The organism is Neobacillus niacini, from assembly GCF_031457145.1.
Taxonomy (GTDB): Bacteria; Bacillota; Bacilli; order Bacillales; family Cytobacillaceae; genus Neobacillus; species Neobacillus niacini_J.
Genome location: NZ_JAVDVZ010000001.1, coordinates 65,402 through 80,210, shown reverse-complemented (window position 1 = coordinate 80,210; position 14,809 = coordinate 65,402). Strand labels below are relative to the sequence as shown.

The window sequence follows — 14,809 nt, the reverse complement described above, 5'->3', positions numbered from 1 at the left end:
CCCCCTAAATTAATAAAATAATCAGTAATAATCCTGAAAAGAACCCTAAACTCTTTACCATTTTTTCATATTTTGCTTGTTTATCAATTGCATCTGCTTCCTCTCTTTCTAGATGGGAAAGAGTTAGCATAATATGTTTTTGCTGGGAAAAGCGATCGTGCCGACCCAGGGTTTCACCAAATTGCTTCATAATCTCAAATTCACCTTGTTTAAAGGCTGTCTGCTTCCAAACCTCCTTCAAGCTGTCTTCCCAGGCATCCTTTACAGTTGTTTCAGTATCTGTCAGTTTCTTTGCGAAACCCTCAAAGAATGATGATAATGGCTTTGGTAATTGTGCCGCTAATCTTCTTGCAGCTTCATGAAGAGGTGTATGCCCGTACATAATTTCTGCTTCAAGCGATTGAAGTGCAGATTTTAATTGCCTAAGCTGTTTAGGACGCTCACTTAAGTGTTTGGCGGATTCAAATCCTGTCCATGTGGTAGCGAGAATAATAAAAATGGCTCCAAGTAATTTAATCATTTATGTCACTCTCACTTTTTGACTCAGTTCTTTTCCCGTGCTATCCAAAATATGTGTAATCGTTCCTGGTCCTTGAGACCTGTTTAGGATAATATATCGTTGGAATATTTTTTGGTCTATTATGTTCATTAATGAAGGTCTGTTCCTAACTTCTCCCAAACTTGCCCCATGAGTAGTCATGACTAGTTTTATACCGGCGTGGACAGCTTCTTGAATTGCTACTGCGTCTTCCCTTCGGCCGATTTCGTCAACTACTAACACATCTGGACTCATTGAACGGATCATCATCATCATCCCCTCAGCTTTTGGACAGGCATCGAGCACGTCTAGACGGTGCCCGAACGACATTTGAGGAATCCCATTTACACATCCTGCTATTTCGGAACGTTCATCTACGATTCCTACCTTATATGCTTGAATGCCTTTTTCATGATTTCCAGTGGAAATAATTCTGGCAATATCCCGTAATAGTGTTGTTTTCCCTGTTTGTGGTGGTCCAACAATCATGGTATGCATCCAAGAACCATTGAAAATAAACGGTGTAATCTTTTCTCCAATTCCGATCTTTTCCTTGGCAATCCGGATATTAAAAGAAGAAATATCCCTTATCGCTTTTACCTTTCCTTCTTCAAGGATTACCTTTCCTGCAAGTCCAATTCGATGTCCTCCTGAAACAGTGATATACCCCCGCTTCAATTCTTCCTCGAGTGTATATATGGAGAATTGGCTAATCTTATTCATTAAATGGAAAGCATCTTCCTGCCTTATAATGTACGATAGAAACCTTGGGGCTCCTTTCATCGTAATTTCAATTGGGCGGTCGATGCGAATTCGGATTTCTTCCAATTCTTCTTTTTGATTAGGAGGGATTTTACTGATTAGATCTGCAATGTTTTTTGGTAAGAATTTTAGGATCTTTTCCACATTCATTCCTCCTTGTTGCTTGTCTCATTATTTAAAATGTATGCCTTTCGATACGCAATATGACTTTGAAAATTTCAATTCTTTTAATATTCTCTTATATTCTATTTTTCTAAGAGAGTTAGTAGAATGAAATAAAGAGTAAAAAGTAAGGAGGAAAAATTCATGTACATGCCGAATGCTGGAGACCGGAATAACCTGACGAAGAGGAATAATATAATAAAAGTGTATGGTGAAGGGGAAATTGCTGTTCAGCCTGATACAGCAACAGTTAATCTTGGAGTTGTGACGGAAAGTAAAGAATTGATGGAGGCACAGCAGCAGAATTCAATCATTGCGAACAAAGTAATTAATGCTCTTATTGCCTTAGGGATTGATAAAAATCAGATACAGACGGTTGAATATCGGATTGAACCAGAATATGATTATTCTTCTGGACAACAAATTTTCCGAGGCTATAAAATAACACATATTTTGCAGGTGAAAATAGATGATTTATCTATTATTGGAAAGGTAGTAGATACAGGAGTTGAAAACGGAGCCAACTATGTTGCTAATGTTCTTTTCACATCAAAGTACAAGGAAGCTTATTACCAACAAGCACTAGCCATGGCTTTAAATAATGCAAGCAACAAGGCGAAAACCATTGCCAATACTATACAAGTGACATTAAATCCTACACCTATTCTCGTGGTGGAACGCGGAGACACTATCCAGCCCTTTGAGAGCCAGCACGTTGCGTTTGCTAAAGGGGTTAGCTCCACACCAATTCAACCGGGCCAGCTCCTTATCCGAGCAAGTGTTTCAACAGAGTATAGATATAGCTCAATAAATGGATAAAAAAAAGGATTGAACCATGATGAGTGGCTTCAATCCTTTTTCATTTTTTATTGATCGTATTTCTTAACCATTCCGTAAAGTTGTGCGGATGTTAAGGGTCCATTGTAGTGCTCTCTTATTACGCCTTGTCTATCGATGACGAAGGTTTCAGGCTGCCCCGTTACATTATATTTTTTTGCAACTTTAGAATTGTAATCAAATACATAAACGGCAGGTGTATTATATTTTTCAAGGAATTTTTTAACGCGGTCTTTTGTCTCACCCTTGTTAATCATGATTAATCTGTATTGATCACCATAATCTTTTGCAAATGCTTCAAGCTCTGGAGCTTCATCTACACATGGTTTACACCACGATGCAAAATAATTCAAGATAATTACTTCACCTTTGTAATCAGAGAGCTTTGTATTGGTTCCATCTAAGTTAGGCAGTTCAAAATTATAGGCTTGATCTCCAACATCAGTATTGTCACCTTTACTTGCTAAACTATATCCAAAAAAACCAAACATTCCTATCAATAGAAACAATACGAGTAAGTTAATGACCCGTCTGCTCATTGTGTTTCCTCCTGACAACCACTTATTTATCCAGTTGTTTTAAGAATTCAATATCTTTCTTAAGGCTGTTATGACGCTTTCCGATAAGAAGCATATAACCAAAAATGATTATCCAAACGACTGAATATGCTGCATACATGAATCCCATACTAAATTCCTCCTAGTTTTCTAATCTTTCACGTAATTTTTCTTTGAAGTGACCTACTTTGATTTTCATATTTTCAAATGAAACTCCCTTATGAAGAAGGTAAGCGTAAAGGAAGGTAAATGCCGCAATTGTAACCAGCAAGGCAACGAGCATACTAGGTGCAATTCCTCCGCCTTGTTGTGAAGGACCATCCCCAAATACAATTGGATGGAATTTTGACTGCCACCAACGAATCGCAAAGAATACGATAGGAACATCTGCAAACCCGATAATCCCAAATACAGCAGCTAGTCTTGCTTTTTTATCCCAAACTCCATCCATCTGGCGAACCATTAGATAAGCCATAAAAAGGAAGAACAGAATCAAGGTTGTGGTTAAGCGTGGTTCCCATGCCCACCACGTATTCCAAGAAGACTTTGCCCAGATTGGACCTGTTGTTAAAACGATAGCAGTAAAAACTACCCCGATTTCTGCAGATACATAGGCGTATGTGTCAAAAATTCGTTTGCGCTTTATCAAAAATAAGATACTGAAAACAAATGTCACGAAGAATGCTAAAAAGGCTACCCATGCTGATGGAACATGCATATAAAATATCTTTTGTACGACACCCATTGTCTTTTCAACTTCTGCATACATAAAAATAAAGTAAAATGCTGCTAACATGGATACTACCATTCCTGCGTATAAAACTTTCGTAAGCATTGATGTTTTTATCTGGACTACCTCTTCTATGGGAAGGATTGCTGTTTCTCTTTCGAGATTCATACTCATTTTTTAAACCTCCAGGACATACTCAATTAGGATAAAACAAAGAACAAAAAAGATTACGTCATAGGCTGCAACCAATTGCATCCAAGCAATAGCATTCGGTAATTTCTCCATATTTGTTAAGATAATTTTGGTCGCTTGCGTAACACCAATTAAGACAGGGCTTGTCATTGGGAAAAGCAAAAGTGGTAATAACATTTCACTGCTCTTTGAATTGGAAGCAAGTGCAGCCAAAAAGGTTCCAATGGCGACGAAGCCGAAACTACCAACAAAAAGCACTAAAATGAAATATAAAATACTTCCAGTCATTTTAAAATCAAATAACAGAAACAGAAACGGTATAGCAACAATTTCTACTATTAATATCATCGAGAAATTTGCCATGAACTTGCCTAAATAAATACTGGATGCATCCATTGGAGCAACCAATAAACCATGCATAGTATCATTTCGCTGTTCTGACACTAAAGAACGGTTAAGGCCCAAAATTCCTGAAAAAACGATGATGATCCAGACAGCGCCAGGAATAACTGCTTTTGTCGTATTGTTTGCTGGGTCAAATGCAAAGCTAAGTACTAAAATAACTAAACCAGCAAAAATGATCATCGTCCCCAAAACTTGCTTCGTTCTTATTTCTGAATAGATATCTTTTTTGGCAATTGTGAGGGCTGCTCTTAACATTACGATACTCCCTCCACTAAAACCTGGTATTTTTCTGTAACTAAAGCCAATGAACGATTGTTGATTTTAAAATCATCTGCAATCTTGCCGTTTTTCAAAATGATAATTCGATCACATATTTCTGCTGCCTGTTTAAAATCATGTGTGACCATTAATGTTGTACAACCCTTCTCTTTCATAGAAAGTACAACATTATTTAGGATATTAATGGCACCTTGATCCAAGCCTGTATGTGGTTCATCTAGCAGCATAATTTTTGGATCATGGATAATGGCTCTTGCTATCGCAATCCTCTGGATCATCCCACGAGAGAAATTCTTTACAGGTTCATTGATAAAGAATGAGAGACCCACTTCTTTTACAAGTTGCCTTGCTATATTTTCAACATCCTTGACACCGTATAAATTCCCAAAGAAAATAAGGTTTTCTAAAGGAGTATAGTGATCATAAAGCAAGCTGGAATGAGGTAAGTAACCGAACAATTTTTTCACTTCAATATGTTCCTTTTTCAAATCCAATCCGTTAATCTTTACAAGTCCCGATGTAGGCTTAATTAATGTTGCTATCACTTTTAGCAGAGTACTCTTTCCTGCACCATTTGGACCAAGGATAGCCACCGTTTCACCTTGTTTTATTGATAGGTCTACACCTCGTAGGATTAACTTATTGTCGGCTTGCTTTGTAAGCTTTTTTATTTCAATCATCAAGTATCCCTCGCATTCCGACTGTTACTCTACAAATTGGCGTAAATTAATTTTTACTTGTACTAAATGCTGCTTATAAGCTGCCAATTTGGCTTGATAATCCTCTTCTGACATATTTCCATCACCGAAGTTTTCTTCTAATTCGAGGATTTTATCCATTATTGCTTTTTGCTTCGCCATTAGATTTTTAAATGCACTTTCTTCCTTGTCTGCGCCAATTCTCTTTTCTTCTGCCCTAGCCTTCATTCTAAAATAACCAAAGTAGGACAATGCAGCGATTATAATGGCTGCCATAACAATTATGAAAACATGCGGATCAAAGGTTTTCAAAGGGGATTGTGCCCACATCCTAAGATGGCCAGGATTATGAAACGCAGGAGCTGTTTTTGTTACGTTTGTGTTCGCTTCTCCTGCTCCTAGTTCTGAAGAACCTTGGGTTTCACTCGCTGCAGGCTGTTTATCTTTGTCATAAATCATTGTAAAGGATTGTTTGGCTTGAATGCCCTCAACGCTGTAACCCTGATAATTTTGATCGTCCATTTTGAATAGACCTTGATTAGTAGCAGTAACATTTTTAAATTCAATACTTCCCATTCCCTCTGGAACAAGAATTTGCATTGCCTGTACAGGATATTCGAAGCTTAAATTAATTTCTTCGCCCTTTACCATTCGATAGCTGTAAGGCAGAACTACTGTCTGATTAGCTGGGATAGGATCCGTTGTGATAAATCCTGTATCTACTTGTTTTTGAGCTGTTTTGTTATCTAAAAAAGAAAATCCTGTTGCTCCCGTGGGTATAGTGACATTCAATACTGCTTCACCCGTGCCGTCGCCTTTATATTCCTCTGAAGTGGTATTTGTGAAGTTCACCATATTCATCATATTAGTTGAACCATCTTCAGTGGGGCTAACGACTAGATAATGCATATCAACTGATATCGGTGATTCTGCAGCTGCCATTCCGTTTAGCGGAATAAGCAGCAGCAGCCCGAGGAGGAATACTGTGACTTTCTTGATCACTTTCCTTCCCCCTTTTTATTTTTATAATTATTCATGGTAGCTTCGATTTCACTTTCGATTTCAGCCATTAAATCCTTATCAGCTGCCTGAGAAGTCATTTGCTCTTCTTCATCCTTCATGATACTGACAACTTGAGATTCATATTGTTTCTTAAGATTTTTATAATCCACGTGGGAGATTTTATCCATCTTGTATTCAAATTCTAATTCGTTAAGAGTGGATAAAAGCACTTCTTTGTTAGATGCTGAATCTTGATCCTTATTCGCGAAACTTAAATATGAATCAAACGAAAAGAATGGTGCCAGCACTAGAAATAAACAGATTAGCACAAGAGCTGCAGTAAATATCATTGATATGATAGAGATTTCTTGCATTATGTTCACATCCTAAAGGTACTTTTTGCGTTCTTCTTCAATCATAGATGTAAGGATTTCCTCTTCTACTTCATCCTTATCGATATCGTTGTCAAGGGCTCCTTCATCTGTTCCCTTTTTCTTCACCCATTTACGAATGATGAAGAATATCGCTACCCCTGCAATTCCTAAAACTACAAAAGGCAGTACCCAAGCAACTAAACTGAACCCGCTTTTTTCAGGAGCTGTTAAAATTTCTTCACCGTAAATATTAACGTAGTATTCACGAATTTTGTCCTTATTCCAGCCCTTGTTCATCATTTCAACGATGTCTTCCTTAAAGCCAATGGTAAGATTACAAGTCTTTGGGTCACACTCAAAGTGATCCTGTCCACAGCCGCATGTACACATAAATTGTGACGCAGCTGCTTCGAATTCTTTAGATTTGTAATCAAATTCCTCAGCACCTACTCGAACGATGGAAGCTTGAAAAATAAATGCAATCAGAAGGAGTCCAATATAAATTTTATTTTTCACATTAAGACACCTCTTTGCGTACTCCTGTGTATCGTGGAGTAATATTTTGATATTTTCCATTCCAAACTGCAAATAGAGAACCAATTACAATCATGAATGAACCAATCCATAGCCATGCGATCATTGGGTTAACTTTTACAATAAAGGTTGCTTTGCCATCATCTTCCCAATCACTTAATACAACATATAGATCTTCTTTTAAGGATGAGATTAGGCCAACTTCCGATGAAGGCTGATCCCAGTTTCCGTAAAATACTTTTTCAGGCATAATGTTTCCAATTCGTTTTCCATTCTTGAAAACGGTCATTTCAGCGTATACGATATCATTAATACCTTCCCTTTTTTGATCAAGACGCTCGTAATTAATACGATAATCCTTGACTTCAATGGAATCTCCTAGATTCACAGTTTTCATCGTTTGCACATCATAGTTTTGTGAACCGATAATTCCCATTGCAATAAACGCTATCCCAATATGAACCATGTACCCGCCATACCGGCGACGGTTTTTAGTCATTAATCGATATAGAGAAAGATAAACTTTTTCCTTCGTCATTTTTCTACGTGCTTTGACACCTCGGTAAAACTCTAGGAAGTGTGTGATAAATAGTAGAACGATTACGCCAAAGCCAATTACTGCCCAGGCTTTTTGTATACCGAGAACAACCATTAAAGCCATTGCAACAACTGCAAGGATTGCTGGTATTAAGAAGTTTTTCTTTAAATTCTTTAATGATGACCTTTGCCATGCAAGTAATGGACATACAGCCATTACAAACATCATCGATAATAAAATAGGAGCTTGAACTGTATTAAAGAACGGCATACCCACTGTAACCTTTGTACCCCGTACAGCTTCAGATACTAATGGGAAAACTGTTCCCCAAAATACACCAAAAGCTGCTCCTACTAACAATAGGTTATTTATTAAGAAGCTGCTTTCCTTTGATATATAAGAATTGAATTCTCCTGCGCTTCGCTTTAGGAGACTGTAACGACTCATTAACACATACAGGGCTCCGATTACAGCAACGCCCATGAAAATCAGGAAATATAATCCTAAGTTTGAATTAGCGAATGCGTGAACAGATGTTAATACACCGCTTCGTACTAGGAAGGTTCCGAATAATGTTAAAGCATAAGAAGTAATGATCAAGCTTATGTTCCAAATCTTCAACATGTTTTTACGTTCTTGGATCATGACCGAGTGTAAGAACGCAGTTGCCGTTAACCAAGGCATAAAGGAGGCATTTTCTACCGGATCCCATGCCCAGTAACCACCCCAGCCTAGCTCCACATAAGCCCATTGCCCGCCGAAGATATTACCAAGACTTAAAAACAACCAGGCAATTATCGTCCAGCGTCTAGTCATTTTTATCCAGAAATCATCCACATTTTTCAATAATAGCGCAGCCATTGCAAATGCAAATGGGATAGCGAGCCCTACATATCCAAGGTAGAGTGTAACAGGATGTATAATCATACCCGGATTTTGCAGCATTGGGTTCAAACCATGACCTTCAATCGGAACTTGATCCAATAAAATGAAAGGTTTAGCAACGAATCCAAGGATCAGAAAGAAGAATACAATATTCCCCAATAGAATCGCGGAAATATATGGAACCATTGGATTTCCTCTCATTTTTCTAGAGAAGGCAATCATTACCGTGTAAAGAACTAAGAAGAAAGTCCATAATAACAAGGAACCTGAATTCCCAGCCCATAATGCTGTAAGCTTATAAATAATAGGAAGCTCACTGCTCGTATAATCTGTAACGTATTCATATTGAAATTGTGAGGTTGCTAGTAAGTAGAATAATGAGAGCATAGCCATCGAAGCACAGACTAAGATTGCAATTACTCCGCCTTTTCCACTGTTGATTAATTTTTGGTTCTTTGTACTAATCCCTAATGTAATGATAAGGAGAGAGTATATTGCAAGCGCTAAGCCTACATATATTGTTGCGTTAGCAAATAAATACATATCGTCACCTTCTTATTATTTTGCCGTATCAGTTTTGCGTTGGTGGCTGATCTAATAATTTTTTATGTGCTTCGGGATCATAGTTTTCAACATCTTCACCCTCATATTTAGAAGGACATCTTGTTTTAACCGTTTCTGCAACAAAGGTATCTTTCTTTGTAGGTGCGCCCTGCAGGATAACAATAACACCTTCTGAGAAGTTATCAGGTCTTGTGCCGTTATGGATGACATGCATTAAATTACCTTCATTATCTTTTAAATCAAATTTCAACTCGATTTTATCTGGGTTCCATTTAATAGATTCATCGATTAGTAGACCTTCAACTGTTACAAAATCATCTTTATGTTTTTCTTGATTCGCTAAAAGCTCTTTCATCGTTAATTCAATACCGCTAGATCCTGGTGTAGCAGCCATTAGTAAGAAAACAATAGCCCCAGCAATAATAAATCCGCCAAGCATGACGATTGTGTTCTTTTTCATACTATTCACCCCGTTAAATTAATTTTTTCATTTCCTCATCGTATGTTTCTTGGTCAATCTTTCCATTTAGAAGTTTCTTACGCAGTTCTTTCTTATCATCAACACTGATTGACTTGTTTTCTTTTTTTACTGTTTGCTTTTTTGGGTGATGGTTTGTTGCTTTGGAACTTGAAGCTCTAGGTGCAGAATATGACTTTCCTTTTAACCCTAAGTATACAAACACACCAGCAATGATGATTGCAATTCCAATTACGCTTGCACCGCCAATTCCAATCAGTGGTCGATCTGAGCCCGAGCTACCTGGGCTACTTGATCCCCCGGTAATTTGATCTGTTGCAGTTCCTTCAACACCTGTATGGTTTTCGTCATTAGGGGGTTGTTTCTCATTAATGGCGTCTAAAGTTGATTTAAAACCATCTTTTTGATAGGAAAATGAATATGTATAGTTTTCTCCTACTTTCACATCTTTGTATTGGTAGTAGAAAAGTTCCTCCCCATACTCACTCTTCGTATTGTTTGGAGCCTTTGGCTCTAATTTGATTTCCTTTGCATCCATTGGGGCATAGAAGATTACATCAAATGTGCCAATTTCAGCTGTGTTACTGTATTCAAAAGTAAAGCTTCTATCATCTTTTACTTCCACTGAGCTGGTATAATACTCAACTACGAATCTATACGATTCATCTTTCTTTATTGGTTTGGACGGTTTCCAGGAGATAATTCCCTTTTCTTTATCTACATCAAATGGGCGCTGTACTTCAGGCTTATTGTCTTCAGGAAATTCTGCAACTAAGTAAGCTTGGAAACCTTTTTCATTTGCAGGTACTTCAATTTCAATTTTCCCATCAAAATCCTGCCCACTTTTGTTAGTAAAAGTGCCATACTGTCCGATAAGTAATGAAGGTGTGTCTTTTGGCCAGTTTTCAGGATAGTCAAACTCAGGCATAATCTGGATTTGCATATCCGTATACGGAAACTTTTCTGGTTGAAAGGTTGTCTCTGCATATGCATTTGGAACGATAAAACTTACTAAAAATGACATGATAACAAATAAAGCGAATAACCTTTTTTTAAGCATATTGATCCTCCTTGAGCTCCAATAAAAAGCAATTTTTCACTATAGCCCTCTTTGAAATAAATATAATATTAATCACCTATGTATAGTTGATTCACATTTGAACATTTTGTAAAAGGAGATAAAACGTTACGGTTTCGTCAAAAAATGACCACATAATGTTCACATTTACCTATCTATCAATAATATCCTCCTGTTTTTTAATATCCCAACTAGTACTATAAACCCTAACCTATATACCTAGATGGTTTGAAAATGAACGTTTTGTTAAATTCCTCACAATCAGACTATTTCTATGGCAACTCCGTATAAAACAATAAAAAAACCTTGAATTCATTCATTGAATTCAAGGTTTAAGATAATCCGTTCGACTTTCTTCTTGTACCTTAACGGAACGTAGATAGCTAACAATATCTGTGATTTCTTCTTTTTTAAGCTGCCGTACACCATCTAAGCCCTTTAAAGACGGACCCATAGAAGTATTTTCACGTCCGTAAGCTGCACTAATCCATATTTGCTTATCACTGGTATATTTAAGATACTCTGAATTAGAAATGGCAGGCCCCATTTTTAATTTACCTACTCCTGCTTCACCGTGACAATTTAGACATTTTAAATTGTAAAGTTTTTCACCTGCTACAGGATCCCCAGCTATTACTTTGGGAACATCAAACTTAATTTCTTCAGTCTGCCAATCTCTAATGAATGCCACTAGATTTTTCAAATCGTTTTCTGATATTCGTTCTTCATAAGCTGGCATACCTGTACCATTTCTACCATATTTAATACTATTGTAAATATCCTTATTTGAAACAGTATTTAGATAGTTTTGATTGTTAATAGCTGTTCCTGCATTCGGTCCTTCACCTTTTCCAGTTTCACCATGACAAATCAAACATTGTTTTTTATAGACTTTTTCTCCTGCAAAAATAGCTTCGGATTCCTTTTTATTAAAAATATCACTATTAATAAGACAAACGATAATTCCAATTATAATAAGTATATAGAGGCCATATAATATTTTTTTCATGGCTGTCCCTTACTTAGGTTCAGGAGTTTGCGTTGCCTCTCCATAATCTTCATATTTTTTAATAATTAAATCATTGATTTTCTTAAGGCTTTTACCGTCTTGGTGCATTTCTACTGCGTCCTGTGCGATGTCCACACAAACATCACATGATACACCGTGATCGGACCACTCGGTAACCGCATTTTCATCTCCAAATTGCCCTACGAAGCAATCAAGATTACTTTCATGCCCAATCATTCCACAACCGCAAAAACATGGAACACTAGCTAAAACCTCGGGATAGGTTGCCGCCATTGTATATGTCTCTTCAATTTTTTCAGATGTGTTCAAAACATAATCAGGTAATGCACTATGTTTCTTATCAAGAGTTAATTTTTCTTTATTCGAGCTGCAACCGACTGCAATTATCACTAATAGGATACTAAAGAACATTAGTGTATAGACTTTTTTCACTTATATGTCACCCCTTCGTTTGTAATGTAATTTCATTTTAATTTTAGCAAACTAAGTTCTGACCTGAATCAGCTAATTATTACTATTTAGTGAAGTTTTAAAACTTTGCAATCGAAAAAGAATTGCAAAAAAAATAGCCTTGGTCCAATTAAGGACTAAGGCTTGTAAATTATGCACGTGAAACGTACGAAGCTTCTGTAGTATTAATTATTAGTTTATCGCCTTGGTTAATGAAGAACGGAACTTGAACATGTAGTCCTGTTTCAAGGGTTGCTGACTTAGTGCCGCCAGAAGAGGTATCACCTTTTATTCCTGGCTCCGTTTCAGCAACTTCTAATACAACAGTGTTTGGCAGTTCAACACCAAGAGTTTCATAATTAAACATCATGATGTGCACTTCCATGTTTTCTTTTAGGAACTTTAATTCATATTCAATATTGTTGGCTGGCAGTTCAACCTGCTCGTATGATTCCATATCCATGAAGATATGCTGATCACCGCTAGCATATAAATATTGCATTTTACGATTGTCAATTTGTGCTTTTTCTACTTTCTCACCAGCACGGAATGTTTTTTCTTGAATTGCACCATTACGAAGGTTACGAAGCTTTGAACGAACGAAGGCCGCTCCCTTACCTGGTTTTACATGTTGGAAATCAAGAACGCGCCAAAGGCCGCCATCAACTTCAATGGTTAGACCGGTTTTAAAATCATTAACAGAAATACTCATGTTATATCCTCCTATGTCTATTACAAAATAATAAGTTCTTTTGTTGAATGAGTCAAAGCTTCGTTAAGGTCTTTCGTAATGAGCGTATCATCCTCAATCCGAACCCCGCCTAGGCCTGGTATGTAAATACCGGGTTCAACAGTAACAAGCATTCCTGGTTCGAGAACAATATCTGAACGGAAAGAAAGAGTTGGACCTTCATGGACCTCTAAACCGATACCGTGACCGGTTGAATGTCCAAAGTATTCACCATATCCTTTTTCAGTTATGTAATCCCGGGTTAATGCATCTGCTTCTTTCCCAGTCATTCCTGGCTTAATTCCTGCCATTCCCCTTAATTGTGCTTCAAGGACAATGTCATAAAGTTCTTTTAACTTTGGATCGGGTTCTCCCACTGCCACTGTTCTGGTGATATCCGATATATAGCCGTTGTAATATGCCCCATAGTCCAGTGTTACAAAATCTCCAGACTCAATGACTTTATCACTTGCCACTCCATGAGGAAGTGCAGATCGATGCCCTGAAGCAACAATAGTATCGAAAGAAGAAGAAGTTGCTCCTGCCTTTCTCATAAAGAACTCTAATTCATTGGATACTTCAAGCTCCGTTTTTCCGGGACGAATAAAATCCAATATATGCTTAAATGCAGCGTCAGCAATATCGGCTGCTACCTTTAATATCTTAATCTCTGCTTCCGTCTTAATCAAGCGTAACTTTTCAATTACACCCGAAACCGGAATAAGTTCTGCTTCAACTTCTTTTTCATATGCTTTATATGTAGAAAATGTTAGATGATCTTCTTCAAAACCGAGCTTTTTAATACCAAGTTTTTTTGCTTGCCTTGCAACCTCTTCAACAAGCGTTCCTGCCATTTTAACAATTTCATATCCTTCACATTGATTTGTAGCCTGTTCTACATATCTGAAATCGGTAATAAATTGTGCCTTGTCAGCACTAATGAGAACCACTCCAGCAGAACCAGTAAAGTTTGTCATATAGCGACGGTTAAATTGGCTTGTAATTAAAAAACCATCGATTCCAAACGTAGAAAAACTTGATCGTAACTTATCTATCTTTCCCATTTCTCCCACTCTCCTATAGCAGCAAAGTATATTGCCATAAACAGTAATATCAACAATCATTTTACCATATCTTATTCCTTAAAGACTAATAAAGGTTAAGAGGCTGAAGTTTCTTCCATATGATTGATTTCATATTCGTAGTTAATGGAATAACCAATAAATAATCCATATACCAAATATAAACAGATTGTCGTAATAATCGTGTCTCGACCTAGGTCTAAAAATGGCTTTATTCCAGGAAAAATTGGATTCAATATTAAGTACACCAATAGGAATAGTACTATTCCATAACCTAATCCCAACCATATTCCATTAAATTTTTTTAATGCGATGGAATAAACAAATGCAGCACCAACGGAGAAAATACCAAGCAAAATAATGGAAATAACAGTCCCTAACCATTCATTTTTCCATTTCCCTAATGCCCATGGTTCAAGGATGACATTTGGACGAACTTCAGTGAAGTTGAAGTAATATGCGATAAAACCTATAGTACCCCAAAAAAGTCCTCCAAATAATCCCGTCCAGAAAACTAGAGCGGTAAAAGACATTGGTTTTGGGTAATTTGATTTTTTTGGCTCATTAGCCATAATAAATACCTCCAATAATGGTGAATTTTTTTAAATTAAATATTAACTCATTAGAATTCCACCATATTATGCCCTTTCCTTACCATTCAATTGCATAGAATAAATTTTTTAATGGAAATATTATGTCATCCTAGAGGTTTTTTCTTATTTGAAGTAGAATTAAATTAAGTATATACAATTTTTCTTTATGTCATTGGTTATCCATCTTAAGAACCGTTCTTCCCTTTAACGAACTTAAAAATAGGGAAATGGTGATTAAATAGTAGTATATCGCTGTAGAAATACTCTAAAACATTATTATTTATGTGTTTAAAAAATTAAGAAAATGCTTA

The 14,809-nt window shown here is 36.8% G+C and carries 19 protein-coding genes; 1 reads left to right on the top strand and 18 read right to left on the bottom strand.

Annotation, left to right across the window (positions count from 1 at the left end; translation table 11 throughout):
* Nucleotides 1-4 precede the first annotated feature (4 nt).
* Both spoIIIAB and spoIIIAA read right to left on the bottom strand, forming a co-directional pair.
* Complete coding sequence (spoIIIAB, locus tag J2Y03_RS00445; RefSeq protein WP_132088200.1) at nucleotides 5-520, bottom strand: stage III sporulation protein SpoIIIAB; 516 nt, start codon at nucleotides 518-520, stop codon at nucleotides 5-7.
* Nucleotides 521-1,444, bottom strand: a complete 924-nt coding sequence (spoIIIAA, locus tag J2Y03_RS00440) for a stage III sporulation protein AA (protein ID WP_132088203.1) — start codon at nucleotides 1,442-1,444, stop codon at nucleotides 521-523.
* A 162-nt stretch (nucleotides 1,445-1,606) separates the two neighbouring features.
* On the opposite strand from spoIIIAA, the gene J2Y03_RS00435 reads away from it, so the two are divergent.
* Entirely contained in the window at nucleotides 1,607-2,281 is a 675-nt protein-coding gene (locus J2Y03_RS00435; RefSeq protein ID WP_310189787.1) for an SIMPL domain-containing protein, read from the top strand.
* Between the two features lie 47 nt (nucleotides 2,282-2,328).
* On the opposite strand, the gene J2Y03_RS00430 is transcribed toward J2Y03_RS00435, so the two are convergent.
* The 16 genes from J2Y03_RS00430 to J2Y03_RS00355 form a co-directional block, all read right to left on the bottom strand.
* Complete coding sequence (locus tag J2Y03_RS00430; protein ID WP_310189784.1) at nucleotides 2,329-2,838, bottom strand: TlpA family protein disulfide reductase; 510 nt, start codon at nucleotides 2,836-2,838, stop codon at nucleotides 2,329-2,331.
* Between the two features lie 22 nt (nucleotides 2,839-2,860).
* The gene (locus J2Y03_RS00425) at nucleotides 2,861-2,986 is read right to left on the bottom strand and encodes a CcmD family protein (RefSeq protein ID WP_132088212.1); all 126 of its coding nucleotides are present in this window, start codon (nucleotides 2,984-2,986) and stop codon (nucleotides 2,861-2,863) included.
* 12 nt (nucleotides 2,987-2,998) lie between these two features.
* On the bottom strand, nucleotides 2,999-3,760 hold the full coding sequence (locus J2Y03_RS00420; protein ID WP_310189780.1) for a cytochrome c biogenesis protein: 762 nt from the start codon (nucleotides 3,758-3,760) through the stop codon (nucleotides 2,999-3,001).
* Nucleotides 3,761-3,763: 3 nt separating this feature from the next.
* On the bottom strand, nucleotides 3,764-4,438 hold the full coding sequence (locus J2Y03_RS00415) for a heme exporter protein CcmB (RefSeq protein WP_310189778.1): 675 nt from the start codon (nucleotides 4,436-4,438) through the stop codon (nucleotides 3,764-3,766).
* Nucleotides 4,438-5,142: an ABC transporter ATP-binding protein gene (locus J2Y03_RS00410; protein WP_310189776.1), complete on the bottom strand. Its 705-nt coding sequence runs from the start codon at nucleotides 5,140-5,142 to the stop codon at nucleotides 4,438-4,440. Before J2Y03_RS00410 ends, J2Y03_RS00415 begins: the two co-directional genes overlap by 1 nt.
* Before the next feature lie 24 nt (nucleotides 5,143-5,166).
* Complete coding sequence (locus J2Y03_RS00405; protein ID WP_310189773.1) at nucleotides 5,167-6,162, bottom strand: hypothetical protein; 996 nt, start codon at nucleotides 6,160-6,162, stop codon at nucleotides 5,167-5,169.
* Nucleotides 6,159-6,536 (bottom strand): hypothetical protein, encoded by a 378-nt coding sequence (locus J2Y03_RS00400; protein ID WP_132088226.1) that lies wholly within the window; start codon nucleotides 6,534-6,536, stop codon nucleotides 6,159-6,161. The genes J2Y03_RS00405 and J2Y03_RS00400 overlap by 4 nt, the downstream gene beginning before the upstream one ends.
* A gap of 12 nt (nucleotides 6,537-6,548) precedes the next feature.
* Complete coding sequence (locus J2Y03_RS00395; RefSeq protein ID WP_310189770.1) at nucleotides 6,549-7,052, bottom strand: cytochrome c-type biogenesis protein; 504 nt, start codon at nucleotides 7,050-7,052, stop codon at nucleotides 6,549-6,551.
* Between the two features lies 1 nt (nucleotide 7,053).
* Nucleotides 7,054-9,036 (bottom strand): heme lyase CcmF/NrfE family subunit, encoded by a 1,983-nt coding sequence (locus J2Y03_RS00390; protein ID WP_310189767.1) that lies wholly within the window; start codon nucleotides 9,034-9,036, stop codon nucleotides 7,054-7,056.
* Nucleotides 9,037-9,064: 28 nt separating this feature from the next.
* Entirely contained in the window at nucleotides 9,065-9,517 is a 453-nt protein-coding gene (locus J2Y03_RS00385; RefSeq protein WP_310189764.1) for a cytochrome c maturation protein CcmE, read from the bottom strand.
* Nucleotides 9,518-9,530: 13 nt separating this feature from the next.
* Nucleotides 9,531-10,595 carry a hypothetical protein gene (locus tag J2Y03_RS00380; protein ID WP_310189763.1) on the bottom strand — a complete coding sequence of 355 codons (1,065 nt, stop codon included), beginning with the start codon at nucleotides 10,593-10,595 and terminating at the stop codon, nucleotides 9,531-9,533.
* A gap of 343 nt (nucleotides 10,596-10,938) precedes the next feature.
* A complete protein-coding gene (locus J2Y03_RS00375) occupies nucleotides 10,939-11,622 on the bottom strand; it encodes a c-type cytochrome (protein ID WP_310189761.1) in 684 nt (227 codons plus the stop codon).
* A 9-nt stretch (nucleotides 11,623-11,631) separates the two neighbouring features.
* Entirely contained in the window at nucleotides 11,632-12,075 is a 444-nt protein-coding gene (locus J2Y03_RS00370) for a PCYCGC motif-containing (lipo)protein (RefSeq protein WP_132088244.1), read from the bottom strand.
* Between the two features lie 169 nt (nucleotides 12,076-12,244).
* Nucleotides 12,245-12,805 carry an elongation factor P gene (efp, locus tag J2Y03_RS00365; RefSeq protein WP_132088247.1) on the bottom strand — a complete coding sequence of 187 codons (561 nt, stop codon included), beginning with the start codon at nucleotides 12,803-12,805 and terminating at the stop codon, nucleotides 12,245-12,247.
* A gap of 20 nt (nucleotides 12,806-12,825) precedes the next feature.
* Nucleotides 12,826-13,887, bottom strand: coding sequence for a M24 family metallopeptidase (locus J2Y03_RS00360; protein ID WP_132088250.1), 1,062 nt, complete (start codon nucleotides 13,885-13,887; stop codon nucleotides 12,826-12,828).
* Nucleotides 13,888-13,982: 95 nt separating this feature from the next.
* Nucleotides 13,983-14,477, bottom strand: a complete 495-nt coding sequence (locus tag J2Y03_RS00355) for a YqhR family membrane protein (protein WP_310189756.1) — start codon at nucleotides 14,475-14,477, stop codon at nucleotides 13,983-13,985.
* Nucleotides 14,478-14,809: the final 332 nt, after the last annotated feature.

What these genes read in the sequence shown, in the direction of transcription:
- J2Y03_RS00355 (WP_310189756.1), bottom strand. Translation starts at nt 14,477, where the DNA reads ATGGCTAATGAGCCAAAAAAATCAAATTACCCAAAACCAATGTCTTTT.
- J2Y03_RS00435 (WP_310189787.1), top strand. Translation starts at nt 1,607, where the DNA reads ATGTACATGCCGAATGCTGGAGACCGGAATAACCTGACGAAGAGGAAT.
- efp (WP_132088247.1), bottom strand. Translation starts at nt 12,805, where the DNA reads ATGAGTATTTCTGTTAATGATTTTAAAACCGGTCTAACCATTGAAGTT.
- J2Y03_RS00385 (WP_310189764.1), bottom strand. Translation starts at nt 9,517, where the DNA reads ATGAAAAAGAACACAATCGTCATGCTTGGCGGATTTATTATTGCTGGG.
- J2Y03_RS00380 (WP_310189763.1), bottom strand. Translation starts at nt 10,595, where the DNA reads ATGCTTAAAAAAAGGTTATTCGCTTTATTTGTTATCATGTCATTTTTA.
- J2Y03_RS00410 (WP_310189776.1), bottom strand. Translation starts at nt 5,142, where the DNA reads ATGATTGAAATAAAAAAGCTTACAAAGCAAGCCGACAATAAGTTAATC.
- J2Y03_RS00415 (WP_310189778.1), bottom strand. Translation starts at nt 4,438, where the DNA reads ATGTTAAGAGCAGCCCTCACAATTGCCAAAAAAGATATCTATTCAGAA.
- J2Y03_RS00425 (WP_132088212.1), bottom strand. Translation starts at nt 2,986, where the DNA reads ATGGGATTCATGTATGCAGCATATTCAGTCGTTTGGATAATCATTTTT.
- spoIIIAB (WP_132088200.1), bottom strand. Translation starts at nt 520, where the DNA reads ATGATTAAATTACTTGGAGCCATTTTTATTATTCTCGCTACCACATGG.
- J2Y03_RS00420 (WP_310189780.1), bottom strand. Translation starts at nt 3,760, where the DNA reads ATGAGTATGAATCTCGAAAGAGAAACAGCAATCCTTCCCATAGAAGAG.
- J2Y03_RS00390 (WP_310189767.1), bottom strand. Translation starts at nt 9,036, where the DNA reads ATGTATTTATTTGCTAACGCAACAATATATGTAGGCTTAGCGCTTGCA.
- J2Y03_RS00360 (WP_132088250.1), bottom strand. Translation starts at nt 13,887, where the DNA reads ATGGGAAAGATAGATAAGTTACGATCAAGTTTTTCTACGTTTGGAATC.
- J2Y03_RS00400 (WP_132088226.1), bottom strand. Translation starts at nt 6,536, where the DNA reads ATGCAAGAAATCTCTATCATATCAATGATATTTACTGCAGCTCTTGTG.
- J2Y03_RS00430 (WP_310189784.1), bottom strand. Translation starts at nt 2,838, where the DNA reads ATGAGCAGACGGGTCATTAACTTACTCGTATTGTTTCTATTGATAGGA.
- J2Y03_RS00375 (WP_310189761.1), bottom strand. Translation starts at nt 11,622, where the DNA reads ATGAAAAAAATATTATATGGCCTCTATATACTTATTATAATTGGAATT.